Source organism: Paenibacillus sp. FSL R5-0914 (genome assembly GCF_038004525.1).
In the GTDB taxonomy this organism is placed as follows: Bacteria; Bacillota; Bacilli; order Paenibacillales; family Paenibacillaceae; genus Paenibacillus_AQ.
Map to the genome: position 1 here is coordinate 972,553 of NZ_JBBORH010000001.1, position 19,706 is coordinate 992,258.

Annotated in this window: 17 protein-coding genes, 4 pseudogenes and 1 riboswitch; of the genes and pseudogenes, 15 read left to right on the top strand and 6 right to left on the bottom strand. The window is 42.6% G+C overall.

The features are described from left to right. The first annotated feature begins 28 nt into the window (after nucleotides 1–28). Both MKX60_RS04210 and MKX60_RS04215 read left to right on the top strand, forming a co-directional pair. A complete protein-coding gene (locus tag MKX60_RS04210; RefSeq protein WP_076285084.1) occupies nucleotides 29–592 on the top strand; it encodes a DedA family protein in 564 nt (187 codons plus the stop codon). A gap of 29 nt (nucleotides 593–621) precedes the next feature. Beyond that, nucleotides 622–1,953 (top strand): methyl-accepting chemotaxis protein, encoded by a 1,332-nt coding sequence (locus MKX60_RS04215; RefSeq protein WP_076285048.1) that lies wholly within the window; start codon nucleotides 622–624, stop codon nucleotides 1,951–1,953. Nucleotides 1,954–2,299: 346 nt separating this feature from the next. Here the strand turns inward: MKX60_RS04215 and MKX60_RS04220 are convergent. Together MKX60_RS04220 and MKX60_RS04225 are read right to left on the bottom strand one after the other, a co-directional pair. Further along, a pseudogene (locus MKX60_RS04220) lies at nucleotides 2,300–2,729 on the bottom strand (alpha/beta fold hydrolase); the annotation flags it as partial. Between the two features lie 5 nt (nucleotides 2,730–2,734). Then, the gene (locus MKX60_RS04225) at nucleotides 2,735–3,643 is read right to left on the bottom strand and encodes a LysR family transcriptional regulator (protein ID WP_076298094.1); all 909 of its coding nucleotides are present in this window, start codon (nucleotides 3,641–3,643) and stop codon (nucleotides 2,735–2,737) included. A gap of 26 nt (nucleotides 3,644–3,669) precedes the next feature. Here MKX60_RS04225 and MKX60_RS04230 point away from each other — a divergent pair, with 26 nt between their 5' ends. The 12 genes and pseudogenes from MKX60_RS04230 (at nucleotide 3,670) to MKX60_RS04280 (ending at nucleotide 15,119) form a co-directional block, all read left to right on the top strand. After that, a complete protein-coding gene (locus MKX60_RS04230; RefSeq protein WP_341059115.1) occupies nucleotides 3,670–4,680 on the top strand; it encodes an alpha/beta fold hydrolase in 1,011 nt (336 codons plus the stop codon). Nucleotides 4,681–4,853: 173 nt separating this feature from the next. Further along, nucleotides 4,854–5,480, top strand: a pseudogene (locus tag MKX60_RS04235) (MerR family transcriptional regulator). Further along, entirely contained in the window at nucleotides 5,477–6,673 is a 1,197-nt protein-coding gene (locus MKX60_RS04240) for an MFS transporter (RefSeq protein ID WP_076298093.1), read from the top strand. Before MKX60_RS04235 ends, MKX60_RS04240 begins: the two are co-directional and overlap by 4 nt. Before the next feature lie 30 nt (nucleotides 6,674–6,703). Then, complete coding sequence (locus MKX60_RS04245; RefSeq protein WP_341059116.1) at nucleotides 6,704–7,495, top strand: AraC family transcriptional regulator; 792 nt, start codon at nucleotides 6,704–6,706, stop codon at nucleotides 7,493–7,495. A 96-nt stretch (nucleotides 7,496–7,591) separates the two neighbouring features. Beyond that, complete coding sequence (locus MKX60_RS04250; RefSeq protein ID WP_081382684.1) at nucleotides 7,592–7,981, top strand: hypothetical protein; 390 nt, start codon at nucleotides 7,592–7,594, stop codon at nucleotides 7,979–7,981. A gap of 217 nt (nucleotides 7,982–8,198) precedes the next feature. Further along, nucleotides 8,199–8,924 carry a carbohydrate ABC transporter permease gene (locus MKX60_RS04255; protein ID WP_341060269.1) on the top strand — a complete coding sequence of 242 codons (726 nt, stop codon included), beginning with the start codon at nucleotides 8,199–8,201 and terminating at the stop codon, nucleotides 8,922–8,924. A gap of 386 nt (nucleotides 8,925–9,310) precedes the next feature. Next, nucleotides 9,311–9,799, top strand: coding sequence for a hypothetical protein (locus MKX60_RS04260; protein ID WP_218640861.1), 489 nt, complete (start codon nucleotides 9,311–9,313; stop codon nucleotides 9,797–9,799). 12 nt (nucleotides 9,800–9,811) lie between these two features. Further along, nucleotides 9,812–10,033: pseudogene (locus MKX60_RS31630) on the top strand (CPBP family glutamic-type intramembrane protease); the annotation flags it as partial. A 169-nt stretch (nucleotides 10,034–10,202) separates the two neighbouring features. Then, on the top strand, nucleotides 10,203–10,979 hold the full coding sequence (locus MKX60_RS04265) for a formylglycine-generating enzyme family protein (protein ID WP_341059117.1): 777 nt from the start codon (nucleotides 10,203–10,205) through the stop codon (nucleotides 10,977–10,979). 319 nt (nucleotides 10,980–11,298) lie between these two features. Next, nucleotides 11,299–11,781, top strand: a pseudogene (locus tag MKX60_RS04270) (DegV family protein). 507 nt (nucleotides 11,782–12,288) lie between these two features. After that, nucleotides 12,289–14,001 (top strand): helix-turn-helix domain-containing protein, encoded by a 1,713-nt coding sequence (locus tag MKX60_RS04275; RefSeq protein WP_256721673.1) that lies wholly within the window; start codon nucleotides 12,289–12,291, stop codon nucleotides 13,999–14,001. Between the two features lie 263 nt (nucleotides 14,002–14,264). Further along, nucleotides 14,265–15,119 carry an AraC family transcriptional regulator gene (locus MKX60_RS04280; protein ID WP_341059119.1) on the top strand — a complete coding sequence of 285 codons (855 nt, stop codon included), beginning with the start codon at nucleotides 14,265–14,267 and terminating at the stop codon, nucleotides 15,117–15,119. Between the two features lie 160 nt (nucleotides 15,120–15,279). On the opposite strand, the gene MKX60_RS04285 is transcribed toward MKX60_RS04280, so the two are convergent. From MKX60_RS04285 to adhP, 4 genes are all read right to left on the bottom strand, one after another. Continuing rightward, complete coding sequence (locus tag MKX60_RS04285; protein WP_341059120.1) at nucleotides 15,280–15,447, bottom strand: hypothetical protein; 168 nt, start codon at nucleotides 15,445–15,447, stop codon at nucleotides 15,280–15,282. Between the two features lie 16 nt (nucleotides 15,448–15,463). Next, nucleotides 15,464–15,598: a hypothetical protein gene (locus MKX60_RS04290; protein ID WP_341059121.1), complete on the bottom strand. Its 135-nt coding sequence runs from the start codon at nucleotides 15,596–15,598 to the stop codon at nucleotides 15,464–15,466. A 204-nt stretch (nucleotides 15,599–15,802) separates the two neighbouring features. Then, nucleotides 15,803–16,654: an alpha/beta hydrolase gene (locus MKX60_RS04295; RefSeq protein WP_341059122.1), complete on the bottom strand. Its 852-nt coding sequence runs from the start codon at nucleotides 16,652–16,654 to the stop codon at nucleotides 15,803–15,805. 150 nt (nucleotides 16,655–16,804) lie between these two features. Beyond that, complete coding sequence (gene adhP / locus MKX60_RS04300) at nucleotides 16,805–17,821, bottom strand: alcohol dehydrogenase AdhP (protein ID WP_341059124.1); 1,017 nt, start codon at nucleotides 17,819–17,821, stop codon at nucleotides 16,805–16,807. Nucleotides 17,822–18,018: 197 nt separating this feature from the next. After that, nucleotides 18,019–18,099: riboswitch (glycine riboswitch) on the top strand. A 134-nt stretch (nucleotides 18,100–18,233) separates the two neighbouring features. On the opposite strand from adhP, the gene MKX60_RS04305 reads away from it, so the two are divergent. Further along, on the top strand, nucleotides 18,234–19,592 hold the full coding sequence (locus MKX60_RS04305) for an amino acid permease (RefSeq protein WP_341059126.1): 1,359 nt from the start codon (nucleotides 18,234–18,236) through the stop codon (nucleotides 19,590–19,592). Nucleotides 19,593–19,706 lie beyond the last annotated feature (114 nt).

The window sequence follows — 19,706 nt, forward strand, 5'->3', positions numbered from 1 at the left end:
GGGCCATTAGAGACGGAGCGTGATCATCATAGCCTTATTACAGGACATCATTATAGAACACGGGTACATCTCTATTTTCTTCTGTTTGGCGCTTGGTATTATTGGTTTGCCTGTGCCTGATGAAATCTTAATGACGACTGTCGGTTATTTTTCTTCACTTGGACTGCTTTATTTCCCGTTATCTTATTCGGTTAGCGTCTTTGGGGCAATGACTGGAATGCTGTGTAGTTACGCCTTTGGGCGGAAATTCGGCAAGCCGCTGCTGTGGAAGTATGGGAAATGGATCAGGCTCACGACAAAAAGATTGGAGAAAACAGAAAGTTGGTTCGAACATTATGGCCCCTGGGCAATATGTATAGGCTATTATATTCCGGGGTTCCGGCATCTAACTTGTTATCTGGCAGGGATGAGCGCTATGAGCCTCAGGAAATACCTACTCTACTCGGTCGTAGGGGCCCTGTTCTGGTGTGCCTTGTTTATATCCATCGGCTATTTCCTTGGAGCCTCAGTCAATTTCTCCGATGTTCATGCTTCTGTTCTCCGATGTTCTTCTGATGACATTATTCTGAAGGAGGGTAGCCATCATTTCTAACATCTAGATCATTTATTGAGGAGAAATTTATGAAAATTATAGTCACCCTAAAGAAATGGACACTAGAATCCATTAAATTCAAGCTAATTTTCCCCATCGTGCTCGTTCAAATTCTCGGTACGAATATTGGTAAGTTCGTTAACTTCATCTTGGATACCGGTAAGGAGGTTATCGTCAAAGCAGGAATCCAAAACGATTTTATGGAGGGCAACATTGGCTTATACGTATCTTCTATTTTCAGCATACTAATATCGGTTCTAATAATTGTATTCATGTATGATCGACTAATCCTAAGGAGAATTCAATCGGTTGCGAGATTTACAGATAAGCTTGGAGCAGGCGATTTGTCTTCTGAACTATGCTTCAAGGGGAACGATGATATAAGCAAGTTAAGTAAATCTTTAAATACAGGCTCAACAAGTATCAAGAATTTGGTGTTGGAAATTGATAACGCATCGAATAACATACAACAATCTAGTTCGGCAATGTTGGACGCAACACGTAATTCAACAGCGAGTATTGCAAGGATTCAATCGAAGTCACATATTCTTGCGCAAGACGCGACAAATTTGTTAAACGATACACAACGCGCTAAGTTGTCCCTTCTTGAAATGACTAGATCCAATGATGAATTATCACATAAAGTAAAGGCTTCCTTAGAAACATCTAGCGCTATAAAGACAAGAGCGACGCAAATGGAAGTCGAGGCCGTTCATTCCCTTGAGAAGGCTATTCGAACGTATGAAGAGAAGCAGCAGAATCTTCTGAATGCCATTGAGACCGGACGCATCGTGGATGAGATCCATGTTATTTCTGCAAGCATTAAGGAAATTTCTTCACAGACCAACCTATTAGCCTTAAATGCTTCCATTGAGGCAGCGAGAGCCGGTCAACAAGGGAAAGGATTTCAGGTTGTAGCTGAAAGAGTAAAAAAATTGGCCGGCGAATCGACTGAAGCCATATCTCATATTGATGAAATGGTCGTTCAAGTGAAAGATGCATTCCTAAAGCTGGGGAAGAGTTCACAGGACATATTGGACTATATGAACAATGATGTAAAAGCGGATTATGAGCTGCTTATCCAAACTGGTCAACAATACCAGCGAGATGCACAAGCGATTCTGTCGCTTTCTGAGGAAGTACATACTTCTACGGAATTAATGGGTTCTGCCGTAACGGATATTAAGGAAGTCATTGAAGGCGTCTCCGAGAGCTCTTCTAGGGCTGCAGGTTACACCAGTGAAATGAAGGAAAGCCTAGGTGAAATGAATGAGGTGATGAGTAAAGCCACTGATTCCATGGAGGGACAAGCCAAAATGTCCGTACAATTAAGGGAATCGATTCAGAGGTTCAATTTGTAGGAAATGCGGCGGGGATAATATAAGATGGATGTTGAATAGATCCCGACGATCAAATTCCTTTATTCGTCAGAAGTTACCTAACTCGTTGTCCAATCTGCATTTTGCAACTTGCCGTTACAGACAGCGAGGCGAACCGTATCATAAATAGAGCGAAATTTTCAAAAATATTATATACGCTTGGGGATTCCAAACGCATATTTCTTATAATATGGCATTAATCAACACCGAGGCGGAGTTTTCGCCTTTAGACATAATGGTAAAACTTATTTGGGCGAAACCAAAAGGGGCAGGAAATAAAAAAACACTAAGAATTAACTTAGTGTTTTTCGTTATACAAAGGGAAGCCTCAATTGCCCTCAAGAATCCACTTGCTTAGCTCTTTGTCAAAGGTTTGAGGTCTTCAAACATCGGATTGTGACCACTATGCTCAAAGATCACTTTTTTATGTGCTCATAGGTCTCATCAACAGAATTCCAAAGTGAAACAGGCGCTACCAAATAATCATAACTACCTAAACCGATAAATACTGGTTTGTTGAATTTAGCGAGTGATTGTATAAGATTCAGTTCTCCGAATGCTTCTCCCCACAGATGATCGATAATTGGCATATTCGTATATACATCTTCCCACATGTAAGCTGCGTCAAATGTATAATCATAAAAGCTTTGGGCTCCCATCCGTATACACATGTGAACGAATCGTCGTTCAGAATCTTTCACAATGTCACTTTCTAACAAAGTAATATCCATCTCGAACTGTCTTTTTCTCTCTGGACTTACCCTTATTCACCACGATCCGGCAGGTGGTTCGAGAACGTCTCTCTGGTTAAATTTAAAAAGGCATCAATCGCGGGCGAGATCCATTTTTCTTCATGCCAGAACATTTGCGTTGCAAAGGATACAGCTGTCAAATCCCAGGGTAGCGGAATCAGTTCTCCCCGATTCACCTCTGCTGCTACAGCCATATCAGGCAAAATGGCGATACCCATTCCCATTTTGGCACATTGCTTAATCGCCTCCGCACTATTAAACTCTAATTCTGTAATGCTTCCCATCGCCTTCTGGGAAAGACTCCGCTCAAAAAACATCCGATAGGAGCATCCCTGCTCCGTTAGTAGGAAGGTCTCGCCATTAAAGTCCTCAACCGTCAAAGCTGTCTGCGAAGCAAGCCGATGCTCTGGTGCAACCAATAAATAGAAGGGCTCGTCAAGTACCTTTTCCCCACAAAGTCCTGCCTCTCCCTTGATCTCATCCAGCACAAAAATAATGTCTGCACTGCCTTCCCGCAAGCTCTGCTTCAGGTTTGGCTCCGAGAGCGGGCGAAACATCAACCGGACTCCCGGATAGCGTAAGCGAAATCGCTTAAGCACTGCCGGAATTCGGTACGTACACAAGGTATCATCTGCACTTATAGTTAGCGTACCTGTCATTTCACCCGTTTGCTTGACGGCATGCTGCGCCTCTTCCAGATCACTCAAAATGTGATCCACATAACCCAGAAAGCTTCTGCCCGCATCGGTCAGCGCCACCTTTTTCCCCATTCGATCGACCAGCTTGACCCCAAGCTCATCCTCTAATGCTTTCATCTGCATCGTAATGGTTGAGGGGACGTAGTTCTGCGCTTCCGCTGCGCGGCTAAAATTGAGGGTAGAGGCCAGGGTATGAAACGTTTTAAGTTGACGCAATTCCATCGTAAATACGGAGAGGAGAAGATTACTTGAGAGATTATGAGATTTTTGAACTTGGGGATATCACACTGCAATCCGGAGAAATACTTCCTCAAGCGTTTCTCGCCTACAAAACCTATGGGACGTTGAATGCAGCCAAAAATAATGTGATTTTTTATCCTACCTGGTTTGCAGGTCAGCATGCCGATAATGAATGGTTGATCGGACCGGATAAGGCATTGGATCCGAATAAGTATTTCATCATCGTACCGAATATGCTTGGCAACGGGTTGTCCTCATCACCGAGCAACACGCCCCCTCCTTATGACCGGGCCAACTTTCCAGAGGTTACGATCTATGACAATGTGCGACTCCAGCATCAGCTAGTAACTCAGAAGTTCGGTATTAACAAAATTGCTTTAGTCGTCGGCTGGTCACTCGGGGCCGTACAAACCTTTCAATGGGGAGCAAGCTATCCTGATATGGTGGATCGGATCGCTCCATTCGGAGGAACGGCCAAGACCCGGCCACATGCGAAGGTTGTTTTTGAAGGACTTATCGCAGCCCTTCAGGCTGATTCTGCTTGGAAGCAAGGCTTTTATACCGAGCAGCCCAAGGCAGGATTGGCTGCAATGGGGCGGGTTTATGCCGCATGGGGGTTCTCTCAGGTTTATTATCTGGAGCAGCTATTTCAGCAGGAAGGTTACCTTACGCTCGAAGAGTATCTCGTAGATTATTGGGATGAAGTATTCCTAACCTTCGATGCCAATGACCTGATTACCATGTTGCGAACAGGGATACATGGAGATATTAGCGCAAATCAACGGTATCAAGGAGATTTTGAGCTTGCGCTAAGCAAGATAACATCTCGAGCGCTTGTTATGCCGGGGAGTACGGATCTTTTCTTTCCTCCTGAAGATAATGAGTATGAGACTCATCATATGCATAACGCAATCTTTCTCCCAATTGAGTCCAAATGGGGGTACTGTTCCGGAATTGGACAGCATGAACCAGATTCAATATTCATAGACACACAGCTAAAACAATTTTTACTGGAATGAGATCAGGATGTTGCAAAATAACAGGGACGTTTTCGTTGATGAAATCGTCCCTGTTTTCATTTTATCTGTCGACTCCATCTGCTGAGCCGTGTCCTCTGCTTGTTTATCTGCTTGACTTTCCCCTGCACAGGAAGCTTTATACTCTGAATATCATCTAGATTGGAGGCGGAATTTTGTTCAAAATCAGTGAATTTTCCAGATTAAGCAAGGTTTCCTTAAAAGCATTGCGATACTATGACCACATTGGCATGTTAAAACCAAGAACCGTTGACCAAGACACAGGATATCGATATTATTCAGCTGATTGAGAAAGAGGGATTGTGGAGAGAGAGTGGGAAGTCGTGATTAAAGCAGTAGAACATAAGCTATTTCTTTCACTTAAAGCACGCGGTAAGGAACAGGATATTCCGGGACTTTTTCGAACGTTTAATCAATGGATAAGAAAAGAAAACCTGAATCTGGTGGAGAGTCCCAAAATCGTTATATGGAGTGAATTGGATGAAAACGTGGATGAGTTTGAATTTGAAGTAGGCCATTTTTTAAAGGGCGAGCTGTCAGTACTTACTGATGAACTTCAAATTCGTTCTCTTCCCCCAGAATTAATGGCGACACTGACCTTCCACTCAGATTCAGCCTTTGCTTGTACCGCTTGTGTGGATTTAGCCACATGGATCGAGAACAATGGTTATCAAATCAAAGAGGATCAACCTGGCAGAGAGATTTATTTGCCGCTCCCCACGGAACAAGATATCCAATTGATAGAAATTCAAATTCCGATAAAAGGTGGTGGAGAGGATTGAAAAATAGTACAGTGATCTATATTCTGGCTCTGGCTGTTTTCTTGATCGGAACCATTGAATATATTATTACAGGAGTCATCGAAATGATTGCGTTAGACTTGAAGGTTTCTACTTCGGTCGCAGGATTATTAGTGACTGCGTTTGCTCTCTCAGCTGCCATTGGTGCCCCAATTTTAATTGCAACGACCATTAATATGGACCGTAAGAAAGTATTAATGAGTGCACTTAGTGTGTTCATCCTTAGTAATTGGTTAACATTTTTCAGCTCTACCTTTGAGGCCGTTCTTGTTTCTCGTATTTTGCAAGGGTTAAGTGGCGGTGTCGCAACCGTTGTAGCTATGGCGGTGGCGACTAGGCTGGCAGTTAAGGAAAAAAGGGGCAACGCCATCGGTATTATTTTAATGGGCCTCAGCAGTTCACTCGTATTCGGTGTTCCCATCGGCACTTACTTTAGTGATTGGCTTGGCTGGAAATCCTTGTTTATTTGGATGGGGTTTATAACTATTTTTCCACTGCTCGTGATCTATAAAAAAGTTCCTGCCATTAAAGAAAAAGAAGCCGTTACCATTGGGATGCAGCTCTCTATATTAAAAGACAAAAGAATTCTGGTAGCCTTAATCATCACCTTGCTTTATATCTGTGGCTATTCAACATTGTTTACCTATATTACACCGTTCCTGCAGGCGACATCGCCTCTTTCGATTACCAAGATCAGTGGAATTTTATTTCTTGCTGGGGTTTGCAGTTTCGTTGGTTCGAGGGTGGGGGGATTATTGGCAGATTCGAAAGGGCCAAAATTGACCATTTTCCTGGGGCTAACCTTGCAAGTAGTCATGTTTCTCTTTTTATCTCTTGTTGGTAATAATCTGGTATTGTTAATCGGTGTCTTAATGATCTGGATGCTGGCGACATGGAGCATTTCGCCGGCTCAACAATTAAATCTTGTCACCTTAGTGCCCCATTCACCTGATATTGCCTTAAGTGTGAACACCTCTTTTATTCAGTTTGGATTTGCGCTTGGCTCTGGTTTAGGTGGCCTTGTGATTAGCCATTCCTCCATCCTCCACTTGAATTGGTTAGGACTTGGGGTTGTAAGTATAGCTTTACTGCTGGCCCTTCTGCTGTTCTCGAAGATGAATAGTCATGTCGGAAATCATGCCAATAGAGGTTGCGGTCAAACGTCTCATAAGTAATGGCGAAAAATTCGTAAGGAGATATATGCGATGATTCGAACCTTTGAACCAATAAATAGCTTACATAGGATAGTGGACTATATCTGGGTAGTAGACTTTGACTTTCTCGCTAATGACAACAGAGAAGATATTATTATGCCGCTGGGGTATATCAATATCATTTTCAATTACGGGTCTGCTTACAGTCTGGTAAGAGAAGATCAGGAAGTGGTGATCCCTAATACGGTTGTGATTGGTCAAATGAAAAGCGCGAAATATGTTCGATATGGACAACAGTTGTATCAAATCGGGATTTCTTTAACTCCGTTAGGATTTATACACTTGTTTCAAGTGCCCGGCCTCGAATTGGAAGAGCGAATCCTACAAGCCACCGATGTGGACCCTGATCTAGATGAACTGTACCGGATGATGAGATTTAAAGATGTGGAACAAAATATCATAGCAATCAATCATTATTTACTCGATAAGATGGTGTTGAATAAGAAGGATACTGGCCGCATAGAGGAAATGCTTACTTATGTAGAACGAGAGTATGAAAACTTGAATATTGTGAGTATGGCAAAATTTTTTTGCATTTCAGTAAGTACGTTAGAGCGTTTCTTCAAAAGGCATGTCGGGCTTACCCCAAAGACCTATGGGGATATTGTGAAGTTTAGAAAACATGTTGAGGATGAAAGATTGAGGGAGGAGATGCAGTATCGTTACTATGATCAGTCTCACCTCATCAAAACATTCAAAAAGTTTGCAGGCAAAACCGTCAAAGAGTTAGAGAAACTTCCACATGAATTAACCCTTCGATATGTCTGGCATGGTCAGAAGTGATGAACGCCAGATCATATAGATGCTGATTTTTTACAATACACTGTTATTCCTTCCTGCTAATCTTGAGACACTAACAGATGAGAGGAAGGAATAACGATGCAGGATATTATGATCATAGCAAGTTTACTAGTGTTTTTTAATGTAATGTTGTTGGCGATATTGGTTCCGGGAGGGCCGATTGAGAATAGAGATTTTTCAAAATTAAAAGGGGTTGTATTTTGGGGATTTAATCTGTTTCTTATCTTACTTGGTGTTATGTCGTTTATCACGTGTTATCTCTTGTTGATTGCACATCCTAATGCGATTTTCATCACGAAAATTATCGCTGTTTTATACTTTATCGTGTACATTATCGATTTAGCTGGTATTTTTCCTAAATCACCGACTAAAATGTCTAAGCCACTTATACTTTTTGAAATCATTAATGGATCAATGGCTGTCTTCCTCTTCCTCTTTGTGACGGCGATTGGGCATATCGGTTCATGAGGACGAGAGCCCGTATCACAAGTAGGGCAAAATTTTTAGAAGCCTTGCGAAATATGAGTAATAGCGTTCGCTGATGGAGGGAGGGCTATGGTAAAAAAAGATTGCTCGTATTCTGAATGGGTTGTTCCTCATCCTCTGCGCATTTACGGCACTTTTTCCGATGCTCCATGTGCTTGCTGTATCATTCAGCAGTAGCCGATCCGTTCTGGCGGGAGAAGTGTTCTTGTGGCCGGTCGAGTTCAATATTAAAGCATTCACGAAGCATTTCGAGACAGGACTGCTGTTTATTGCGATGAGAAATACGATCATTATTACCGTGGTTGGTACAATACTGCAAATGGCAGGGACGACACTTATGGCGTACCCTCTGTCAAAGAAACGTCTCCGGGGACGCAGTGTTTTCCTTCTAATGATTTTATTTACGATGCTGTTTGGCGGTGGTCTGATCCCGATGTTTCTTCTATTGAAGAATTTGCACATCTTGGATACATATTGGGCGATTTGGCTGCCAGGATTAATAAGTGTGTATAATCTGTTTGTAATGAAATCCTTCTTTGAGGGGCTTCCTTCAGAGGTCGAGGAGTCCGCGAAGATTGACGGCGCGAATGATCCCATGATTTTGTGGAAAATCGTATTACTTCTCAGCAAGCCGATCCTAGCAGCATTATCGTTGTTCTACCCTGTAGGATTATGGAACGTATATTCACAAGCTTTGTATTTCTTAAACAACTCGAATCTGATGCCGCTTATGGTGAGATTGTACCAGTTAATTCAAGTAACTTCACTTGACAGCTTGTTGGATAATTCCGAATATAATTTACTCCAACCGGAAAGCATCAAGGCCGCAGCCATCGTTATATCTGTTTTTCCGATCTTATGTGTGTATCCGTTCCTACAAAAATACTTCGTAAAGGGGGTATTGTTGGGGTCTGTGAAGGGATGACGACATTGAATTTAGAACTCACGCAAAGAGGAATCCGCGATATAGGATAATTTTATGATTAGCTAGGTGTCTTGGGGGCGAGTTTTTTACTGACTTTTTCGTGCAGCAAATGCACGGCATTTATTTCTTATCTGCACTAAAATTTATCTCGAAGGGAGGGAATACGATGGATTGGTTGGAGAGAATGAACAGCGCCATGGAATATATAGAAACAAATCTAGCAGACAAAATCTCATATGATGACATAGCGCAGATCGCCTGTTGTTCTAAAGTCATATTTAGAAGTTTATATCCCCATTGAATAAGGTTGTTTAAGTGATGTATTGACCTTGGGATGGTCCCATAGTTTAAGATTTAGAAGGATTAAATTATTGGGGGAACAGGATATGAATAACGAAAATGAGATCAGAAGCATATGGAAGCTTATAACACTTCACTTATTTCCAGGAATGGCGTTAAGTCTACTTTATCTGTTTTTATTACAAGTGGACAGTTTAACAGGCTATCCTAAGATTGTTGCGTTAGGAATAGCCGGTTTTTTCTCAATAGTGCCTATAGAACTAGGGTGTTTATTTTATGTTGCCAAAAAGGAAACAGGGAATTTCAATATCTTTAAGGTACTGGGCCTAAAAAGTAAGATGAAGGTTAAAGAATATATTGTCTACACTCTTTTATTGCTTTCATTGGTAGGAATACTTATGAAGGCATTAAAACCTTTTTCAAATTACATATTAAATACAGTATTTCATTGGCTTCCAAGTGAGTACAATTATGTCCAGGACATGAGCCTATTCAGTGAAAACTATATCATAATTGCAATAGTAGCAAGCTTTTTCATTATTACACTTATACTACCCATAACGGAGGAACTCTAATTTCGAGGATTTCTACTGACTCGTATGAAATGGATGGGCAAGCATAGTGTACTGGTCAATCTCGCATTATTTGCGGTTTATCATTTCTGGTCTCCTTGGCTAATAGTCGCAAGAATTGTAGCATTTTTACCACTATTTTATTTGGTATACAAAAAAGATTCTTTGAAGTTGGGAATATTTGTACATTGTTTGGCTAACTTTACAGATGTAATAGCTTTAGTGATGTTATTGTAAACCGTGCCGCAATCCCTTAGACCGCGGCGGTTCGAAGGTTCTGAATGCCAATTCGGCTATGAACTAGTTATCAAAGCATCACTACTAGGAGAATAAATTTACGTACTCTAGATGCAGATTGGTGGATGTAGACTATGGAGAAAATATTGGAGTGAACGGGGGACTTCATATGACATTAGGACAGTACGGAAATAAGAGTGAAGGTTTTATCAAAGATATAATGAATATGATGGTACGGATTGAGGGTGGGGTTGTTGAATTACGCGATTATATTAATACGAATAAATGGCTTAGTTCTAACTACACGTTATCAGACCCTGGAAGAGGAAGTGATAGAAAGGTTATTTTATTGAATGAAACAATTGAACCTTTCTATGTAATGAAGTATCCAGTAACACGGCAGTTGTATCATTTTATCATGGATGAAGAAGAAGTAGAACCTGATGCGAGTAACCTGCCAATTACGCAAGTTTCATGGCTAGATACTCTTGTCTTTTGTAACAAATTATCTAGAGTGCTTGACAGAACTGAATGCTACACAATAACAAGGGAAAGTGAGAGCACAATATATAACAAAGAAGCGAATGGATTTCGATTACTATCGGACGCTGAATGGCAGTATGCATGCAAAGCGGGAACCAAGGGATATCGGTATGAAAGAATCGATAAGATTGCGTGGTATAAGGAAAATTCCAACGGTTCAGCCCAGGAAGTTGGGAAAATGCTTTCTAATCCATGGGGACTTTACGATATGATCGGGAATGTTTGGGAATGGTGCTGGGATCTCTATGATACAGACCGATATGGCAACTATAGGGTCTTCCGAGGCGGGAGTTGGGCAGAAGTTGAAAACAACTGTGGTTCTACGGTTAGAAGGAAAAGCATGCCTGATTTCAAGATAGATGACCTTGGTTTTAGAATAGCATTCGGAGCACGAATAGATTAACGAAACTTGCCCTTACTGACAGCGCAGAGAACCGTATCATAAGTAGCAGTAAGTTTTTTTAGAAAAACTCGCAGGAGCCTGTATTTACAGTATGCGGACCGTAGGAGTGGGGTAGGTCACTCTCTATGGAAAACAATGTGTAAACAGGCTTATGCGAGCTTTTTTATTGTCTACACAATAATTGGATTTGAGTGTGGATGATTAATTCCTATAATCGTGTATAAGCAGAAACTTCTCAGGTAGGAAGCCGAGAAAGCGACATTTGATTTACTTTATCAGACTAGAGATCAAGAATAGAATCGACAATATCATTGAAGAAATGTCCTTCTATCTGATCCCTGCCAGCCTGGGTCAGCTACACCGCAGCGGGCGGCTCTCCGGCTCTCAGCTTTTGCTGGGCCAGCTGCTGCGGATTCACCTGCTGCTGAAGTTCGATTAGAGAAAAATTGTCGTCGTAGACAAAATCCGTACCTTCATGAAGACGAAGCAAAAGCTGCTGGAGACCATCCATAAGGATATCGGGCGGTACCAGGATGTATGTATTATGCATGCCAACAATATGGAAGAGGCGCTGAGCCTGGAGTCGGCTATTAAGGGAATGTCGCCTTCCGTGCGGACAGAGATCATGACTTTTGTCCCTTTGGTAGGCGCTCATATGGGCGAGGGAACGCTCGCGCTGTCATGGATTAATCGTACAGCCCTGAATAGTATCGCTGTTCAGGATTTAGTACTGGAGCCTGTGCTCAAGGGTTGGTCTCGCCCGGTGAAATTGCTTGCATACACAAACAATGATTGGATTTAGAATTGAGTTGTATGCTAATGATTAAGACAATTGAGAGATCAAAGAAAGGCCCTCACGATTCATTGATAGACGCTTGGACACTTTCGCATGTATTTTTTGGGGACAAGCGTCTTTTGCTTTTGGGACAGACTCCGGAAAAACAGCCGTATGCCTCGCTATTCGCATCCTTATCTCATCCGGCAACACCTTGTTGACAGCGCTAGCCGTATTCGTTATTGTGTTTAGAAACATGATTCAATTGAGAATGATTATCTTTTAGATAATTTAGAGGGAGCTTGCGAATCAGCTATGGACGTTCTGAGACTTATACAAATATGGAACCAGGTGATTATGCGCGTGCTGGATGTGCGGCTAATGCAGACCGGAATCGACAACGATTTGAATCAATACCGATTGCCGGCAAGCGCGTTTTTATTCGCTTTCCAAGGACAAGGTGAGTTGTGGGTTGACGATGAGGTGTGGCTGTGCGATCGTTTTTATGTACTGCACGCCGGCAAAGGCTCTCAGGTGACGGTTCGGAGCCGAGAAGCACTGAACGTATATATCGTACTCTACAAAGCGTCTCTCCCCGCTTCGGCCTCGCACGAATTTCATATGATGATGGAGGAATCCGACCCGTTTCTGGAAAGCTGGGGGTTCCCGCCTGGCGAGCCGCTGGCCATGCTCGAGCTGCTTCAAACGATACGCGACGGTTGGCTTAAATCTGACGACGGATTGACCCGGCTGTCGGCCAAGGGAGACTTTATCCGCTTCGTTCACGCTGTTCTGAGGGAGCGCCTGTTCGGAGCCGGCGAGCCATCCTTATCTGAGCAAGTTATTCGGCATTTGTCCAGGAATTACCGCCAGCCGATCTCGTTTGAAGAGCTTGCTCGGCAATTGAATTACAGCCAACAATACATTTCGCGAAAATGTAAAGAACAGACGGGGCTCAGTCCGCTGGACTACGTCATTCGTTTCCGAATGGAAGATGCGAAGGCTCTGCTGGCTGGCACGATAGCAACGCAACAGGAAATAGCATCGCATGTCGGTTATCCCGACCTCATTTACTTCAGCCGCATGTTCAAAAAGTATGCCGGCATAACGCCGGGTCAATATCGTAAACGATATGGCCAGTTCGTTTCAGATTATGCAAGGAATATGTCACAATCGTCCGTTGTTCCAAGCCGGTTATTACGCTATCCTTTTCATGTGAGTGATATTGATTATCAATTTCAACAGGATGAGGCGAATAAAATGACTAGAGCAACCAGAAGTTTTTATGCAGTGATGCTGTTATGCTTGACCGTGATGTTAACGGCTTGCGGTGGGTCGGTGAACAACGGAGGCGCAACGCACAGCCAGGTTGCCGTCAGCGCTTCTCCAACCGTGATCGCCCAAGAGTCAGAGGCTTTGACATCTTCGGAGATCAAGATCGTCAAGACTGCTTTCGGCGATGTCGAGGTTCCTGCACACCCTCAGCGCGTAGCGGCAATTTCTTATCTCGGCACCGTACTTGCGTTGGATGTCCAGCCGATCGCAGCCGAATCGTTCTTGATGTCGAGTCCTTATCTCGAGGGAATGCTGGACGTGGTGACGGATGTAGGCGACTCGTTAGAGAAGCTGCTGGAGCTCAATCCGGATTTAATCATAACGCATAATCCACAGCCTGAGGTAGTCGAGAAATATCAGATGATCGCACCTACAGTATCTGTTCCTTACAATCAGTTTGCATCCATTCAGGAAGAAATGCTGTATTTCGGCGACTTGCTAGATAGACGCGAGGAAGCGGAGAAATGGAACGAACAATTCGAGAAGGAAATTGCAGACATTCGGGAGAAAGTCCAACAAGCCGTTCCCGAAGGAGAGACGCTTTCGATTATGCAAGAGTACGATGGAAACGTGAGCCTTTTTGGTCCGAAGTCGGGACGGGGCGGCCGGCTGATGTATGAAATAATGGGGCTGAAGCCGCCGACGACGGTTCCAGGATTTATGCTGGAGGAATCCTACTATGAATTTTCGCTGGAGAAACTTTCGGAGTACATGGGTGATTATTTGATTCTGACGACGGAAGTCAGCTTGGAATCGCTGCAGGCTGATCCGATCTGGGGGTCGCTAGAGCCGATTCGCAACAATAAGGTATTTATATGGACGGAGAACCAATCCTGGTACCGCGACCCGATCGCCGTGAAAAGACAAATCAACGAATTGACCGACTGGATCATCGAGGCAGCGAGTCGGTAACTGCCCAAAGTATGGATTGATCGAACAACGGTAATATAAAATCAGAACTTGCCGGTTCGAAAATTGTGATCGGTGTACAAGATGAAAGCTGAGGACTCAACAAGAGCCATCCCAAATGGGATGGCTCTAAAACTTGCCGTTACAGCCAGCACGGGGAACCGTATCATAAATAAGGGCAAGTTTTTTGCTGATTTTTTCGTGCAGAAATTGCAAGGTATTCATTTTTTATTTCCGATAAAATTACCTTGAAGGGAGGGAATACGATGGATTGGTTGGACAGGATGAATAGTGCCATGGAATATATCGAAACAAATCTAGCGGACACTATTTCATTTGATGAAATAGCACAGAGAGCCTGTTGCTCTACCTATCATTTTCAAAAAATGTTTCCATTTATTACTGGCGTATCGTTATCGGAGTACATTCGACGTCGACGGTTGACATTGGCGGCATTCGAACTGCAGACAACAGACTCAAAGGTTATTGATGTAGCTATGAAATATGGATATGATTCGCCGGAGGCGTTTGCACGGGCCTTTAAGAATCTTCATGGTATTATGCCGACATCTGCGCGCGATACAGGCGTTTCTCTAAAAGCCTATCCTCGAATGTCCTTTCATATTTCAATAAAAGGGGATGTCGAAATGAATTACCGTATTGAGCAAAGAGGTTCTTTTGAGATGTTTGGAGTATATGGATTTATAAATGCAGACCAGAAAACAGCGTTCTCTGAAGTTCCTCAATTCCGTATAAAATGTGATGATGATGGCAGCGTTGATCTTATGAACGACTTACTGGGACGTTTTGGTGACACCATGTTACACGCCGCCCTTTACGATCACACTAAAGAATCTTTCAAATACATGGTCTGTTATCATTTACCTAAGGGTCTTGAAATTCCGGAGAGATTTACAAAACTTTTTGTCCCAACATTAACGTGGGCGATTTTCCCGGAGCCGCAATGTGATATGCAAAAACTATGGCAACGAATCTATTCTGAGTGGTTTCCGACATCTGAATACGAACAGGTTGAGGGCCCTAGTTTCGAAATGTATTATGGAATGGCACGGCATGGGAATGTTTCAGGAGAAATCTGGATACCGGTGAAGAAAAAATAACGCTCTTATGCGAGCGAAATGTAGGCGTTAACGAAGATGACAACTGAACAAATCTAGATTAATAAAGGGTCATCCCCACAAAGGATGGCCCTATAACTTGCCGTTACAGACAGCGCGGTGAGCCTTATCATAAGTAGGGCGAAAAAAAGGGAGTGACCACTTAATTTGCCGTCTTATTGACAAAATCAATCTCATTTCTGATCCCTTTATGGGCGTCATTCCACAGGCCCTTTGTTAGGTGAATGCGCAGCAGGCATGTGTTAGGGTCTTCGTCGTTATTGGCTTCGTTATACCACTCGGCGAAAATTGTGCGCAGCTTTGTCATCATCTCCGCGTTCTTCTCGTCACATACCCAGCCCAGGTTTTGACCGATACCATCGGCCCCCCGGTTCCAGCGCGATGGTGGACAGAGAGATTAGGCCGTCCTTGTTACCTACTTGTTCTTCCAGCAGCTTCATGGCTTCGTCGTACTTGCTCATTATATTACCTCCTAAAGTATCATAAGGCATACAATGTTAAGCTTATCATTGTGAAATCTTAGTGCATGTGAGGAATAATACGATAAAATATTAAATCGCTATCATAATCCTCTGTTCGACTTAGGTATGGTTCAACTGAAATGAGCATGAAATAAAAAAACACTAAGAATCAACTTAGTGTTTTTCGTTATACAAAGGAAAGCCTCAATTGCCCTCAAGAATCCACTTGCTTAGCTCTTTGTCAAAGGTTCCAGGTTCTTCAAACATCGGATTGTGGCCACTATGCTCAAAGATCACTTTTTTGACGTGCTTATAGGTTTCATTAACAGAATTCCAAAGTGAAACAGGCGCTACCAAATAATCATACCTGCCTAAACCGATAAATACTGGTTTGTTGAAGTTAGCGAGTGATTGTATAAGATTCAATTCTCCGAATGCTTCTCCCCACAGATAATCGATAATTGGCATATTCGTATATACATCTTCCCACATGTAAGCTGCGTCAAATGTATAATCATAAAAGCTTTGGGCTCCCATCCGAATACACATGTGAACGAATCGCCGTTCAGGATCTTTCTGAATGTCGCTTTCTAACAAAGCAATATCCATCTCGAACTGTCTTTTTCTCTCCGGACTTGCTGTCTCATTAAAAAATGCAAAACTTTGACGCTGTCTTTCCCCGCTATTTGTAGGTGCTGAATTCAATAAGGCAACTTTTTGAACATGGTAGGGATATTTTTTAGCATATTCCAAAGCCATGAAAGCATGTCCTGAATGCCCTAATAGGGTGAAATTTGTTAAGTTAAGATCTTGCCTTGCCGTCTCTATATCATCTAATACTTTCTCCAATCTATAATCTTCCGGTTGCAGAGTTCGGGGCGGCTTCACAAATCCTCTATGATCAAGGAAAATAAACTGAAATGTATCATATAAATCTTCTGAGAATAATTGAGTATAATAAACACTGCTGCCTATCACCAAAATAGGTTTCCCAGTTCCTTTTACACAATAATTCAGTTCAAATCCATCGCTATTTATAGTTTGGTACTTATTCATTTTCATCATCCTTTTTTCATTTTTATTTTACACATCACTCCTTCCCTTCACGGATTCCATTACATTCTCCATAGAACGCTCTAACATTCCGATCACCTCAAATTTTGTGGCTTGTAATAAATATTATGGTAGCATACTTTTTATTATTGATCATTTCGTCATATCAAGGACGATTCGACCATTGATTTTGCCTTCTAACATCAGATCGTAGATCTCATTAATATCTTCTAGTTTACGTGTCTCAATAATGGTTTTGATTTTTCCTTCTGCAGCGAATTGTAATGTTTCTTGTAAATCTTTGCGAGTGCCGACAATCGAACCGACTACCTTTGTTCCGTTTAATACTGTATCAAAAATCGGAACATCCATGGATTCAGGAGGCAGCCCAACCATGACGCAGGTACCGCCGCGGCGAATGGCCCGGTAGGCTTGGTCAAATGCTTTTTTCGCAACCGCCGTACAAACGACACCATGCACTCCACCGATTTCTTTTTGAATCCAGTCTGCGGCATCTTCTTTTAATGCGTTTACGGTTTTGTCTGCGCCAAGCTGTTTGGCAAGCTCCATCTTTTCATCCGACGTGTCGATGGCCACTACGTTCATTCCCATCACTTTTGCATATTGTACGCCAAGATGACCCAATCCTCCGACGCCGAAAATGGCTACCCATTCACCTGGCTTTACACCTGATACTTTCAAAGCTTTATAGGTCGTAACGCCAGCGCAAAATAAAGGTGCCGCTTCGATGAAGCTTAGATTATCAGGAACCTTCACTACATAATCGGCAGCTGCCACACAAAATTCTGCATATCCACCATCTACGGAATATCCAGAATTTTGCTGATCGAGACAAAGAGTCTCTCTTCCTGTAAGACAATACTCACAATGACCGCAGGCTGAGTACAGCCATGGAATTCCTACTCGGTCTCCTACCTTTAAGTGTGTAACTCCTTCACCTATTTCTTCAATAATCCCCACGCCTTCATGTCCGGGAATAAGAGGGAGTTTCGGTTTGACGGGCCAATCGCCATGAGCAGCATGCAAATCAGTATGACACACTCCGCACGCCTGAATATGGACAAGGATTTCTTTGTGTCCGGGTTTTGGTTTAGGTACGTCTTGTAGCTCTAACTTTTCTTTGAATTTCTTTACTACAGCGGCTTTCATTAGCATACTCCTTTAGTTTTTTGCTTTTCAAAAAGTAGTATGTTCATGAGGCTAACTTTAAATTCTTGAGACTTTTATCACTGATTAACACTCCCATCACAAGTAATATGTTAGAATATCAGAACAGCTTTACTGCGTTACCGCTTTATCAACTTCATAATTCACGAGCTATGATGGCTAAGGATTACACTTTAGCTGGAGCAGCTTCTGGAGAGACTGCGGAAATTCCGCGGCGCCGAAGGGTTCACAATCTCAGGCAAAAGGACAGAAGAGTACTGAATATGTATTTGTCATGCTGATCGCCATCAGTAGGGCGAATATTATTTGATATTCTTACGATCTGGGAGATTGGATGACATCCAATCTCTCTTTTTTTATTCCAATTTATTGTACTCACAAGGGGGAACTAGGTATGGCACAACCAGAATTAAAGAGAGAGCTGGCTAATCGGCATGTTCAACTTATTGCTATTGGCGGCACCATCGGTACAGGATTATTCTTGGGATCAGGCAAGGCGATAGAGAAGGCAGGCCCATCCATTATGATCACGTATTTAATCGTGGGTATTGCTGTGTTTTTTGTGATGAGAGCACTGGGAGAGCTCCTATTATCTAAAGCGGGCTATCAATCGTTTACGGATATTGCTGAAGACTACCTTGGATCACGGGTCGCATTCATTACTGGTTGGACCTATTGGTTTTGCTGGATCATGACGGCTATGGCTGATGTCATTGCTGTTGGCGTATATGTACAGTACTGGTTTGATATCCCGCAGTGGCTTCCTGCCATCGCCTGTCTAGTCGTGTTATTAGGACTTAATTTATTAACTGTAAAGAGCTTTGGGGAACTCGAATTTTGGTTTGCTTTAATTAAGGTAATTACGATTCTCGCCTTGATTGGTCTTGGGGTCATTTTACTGATCATAGGGTTTAAGACGGATGCAGGATCGGTGACGGTACGAAACCTATGGGAGCATGGGGGATTTTTTCCGAACGGCATATCAGGCTTCTTATTTTCTTTTCAAATGGTTGTATTTGCTTATGTCGGTGTGGAATTGGTGGGGGTGTCGGCAGCGGAAACAGCGGATCCGGAGAAAAATATCCCATCGGCGATTAATAAAATTCCTTTACGGATTCTATTCTTCTATGTTGGTGCGCTTTTCGTCCTGCTATGCATTAACCCTTGGACGGAGCTCAGTCCAGCAGAGAGTCCTTTTGTAAAAACCTTTACTTTAGTAGGGATTCCAATTGCCGCAGGGATTATTAATTTTGTCGTATTAACTTCAGCCGCTTCCGCTTGTAATAGTGGGATGTTCTCGACCAGCCGAATTCTCTATAATTTGAGTAGAAATAACCAGGCGTCACCTCGTTTGGGCAAACTGAATAAAAACCATGTACCAGGTAACTCGTTATTCATTTCTACAATTGTTATATCTGTGGGTGCTCTTTTGAGTAAACTTATTCCGGAGCAGGCTTTTGGAATCGTGACAACGATTAGCGCCATTTGTTTTATATGGGTGTGGGGCATTGTTCTTATCTGCCATATTAAGTATAAGAAAACCCGGCCAGACTTACAGGCGAAATCCAAATTCAAAGCACCGTTCACACCGGCTATTAATTATATTGTCTTAACTTTGTTCGCTGGAATACTGATCATCATGCTGTTCGCTGGAGAGACACGCCCGGCTTTATTGTGTACTCCATTATGGTTTGTTTTATTATTCATCCTGTATTCGATTAGAAGCAAAAAAGGAAAAAGTAATCAAGCTTGAGTGAGGTCAACATCAACTAGCGGTAAGCCTAGTGTTAACTGCAACTTGGGGTTGCGGGGCTGCAACTAAAGCGTTCTTTACTTCTGCATACGATTAATCCAATATAGGCTTATG

Excerpts from the sequence above, each read along its gene's own strand:
- MKX60_RS04215 (WP_076285048.1), top strand. The coding sequence starts at position 622 with ATGAAAATTATAGTCACCCTAAAGAAATGGACACTAGAATCCATTAAA.
- MKX60_RS04225 (WP_076298094.1), bottom strand. The coding sequence starts at position 3,643 with ATGGAATTGCGTCAACTTAAAACGTTTCATACCCTGGCCTCTACCCTC.
- MKX60_RS04245 (WP_341059116.1), top strand. The coding sequence starts at position 6,704 with ATGATTCGAACCTTTGAACCAATAAATAGCTTACATAGGATAGTGGAC.
- MKX60_RS04250 (WP_081382684.1), top strand. The coding sequence starts at position 7,592 with ATGCAGGATATTATGATCATAGCAAGTTTACTAGTGTTTTTTAATGTA.
- MKX60_RS04260 (WP_218640861.1), top strand. The coding sequence starts at position 9,311 with ATGAATAACGAAAATGAGATCAGAAGCATATGGAAGCTTATAACACTT.
- MKX60_RS04265 (WP_341059117.1), top strand. The coding sequence starts at position 10,203 with ATGACATTAGGACAGTACGGAAATAAGAGTGAAGGTTTTATCAAAGAT.
- MKX60_RS04280 (WP_341059119.1), top strand. The coding sequence starts at position 14,265 with ATGGATTGGTTGGACAGGATGAATAGTGCCATGGAATATATCGAAACA.
- MKX60_RS04285 (WP_341059120.1), bottom strand. The coding sequence starts at position 15,447 with ATGATGACAAAGCTGCGCACAATTTTCGCCGAGTGGTATAACGAAGCC.
- MKX60_RS04290 (WP_341059121.1), bottom strand. The coding sequence starts at position 15,598 with ATGAGCAAGTACGACGAAGCCATGAAGCTGCTGGAAGAACAAGTAGGT.
- MKX60_RS04295 (WP_341059122.1), bottom strand. The coding sequence starts at position 16,654 with ATGAATAAGTACCAAACTATAAATAGCGATGGATTTGAACTGAATTAT.
- adhP (WP_341059124.1), bottom strand. The coding sequence starts at position 17,821 with ATGAAAGCCGCTGTAGTAAAGAAATTCAAAGAAAAGTTAGAGCTACAA.
- MKX60_RS04305 (WP_341059126.1), top strand. The coding sequence starts at position 18,234 with ATGGCACAACCAGAATTAAAGAGAGAGCTGGCTAATCGGCATGTTCAA.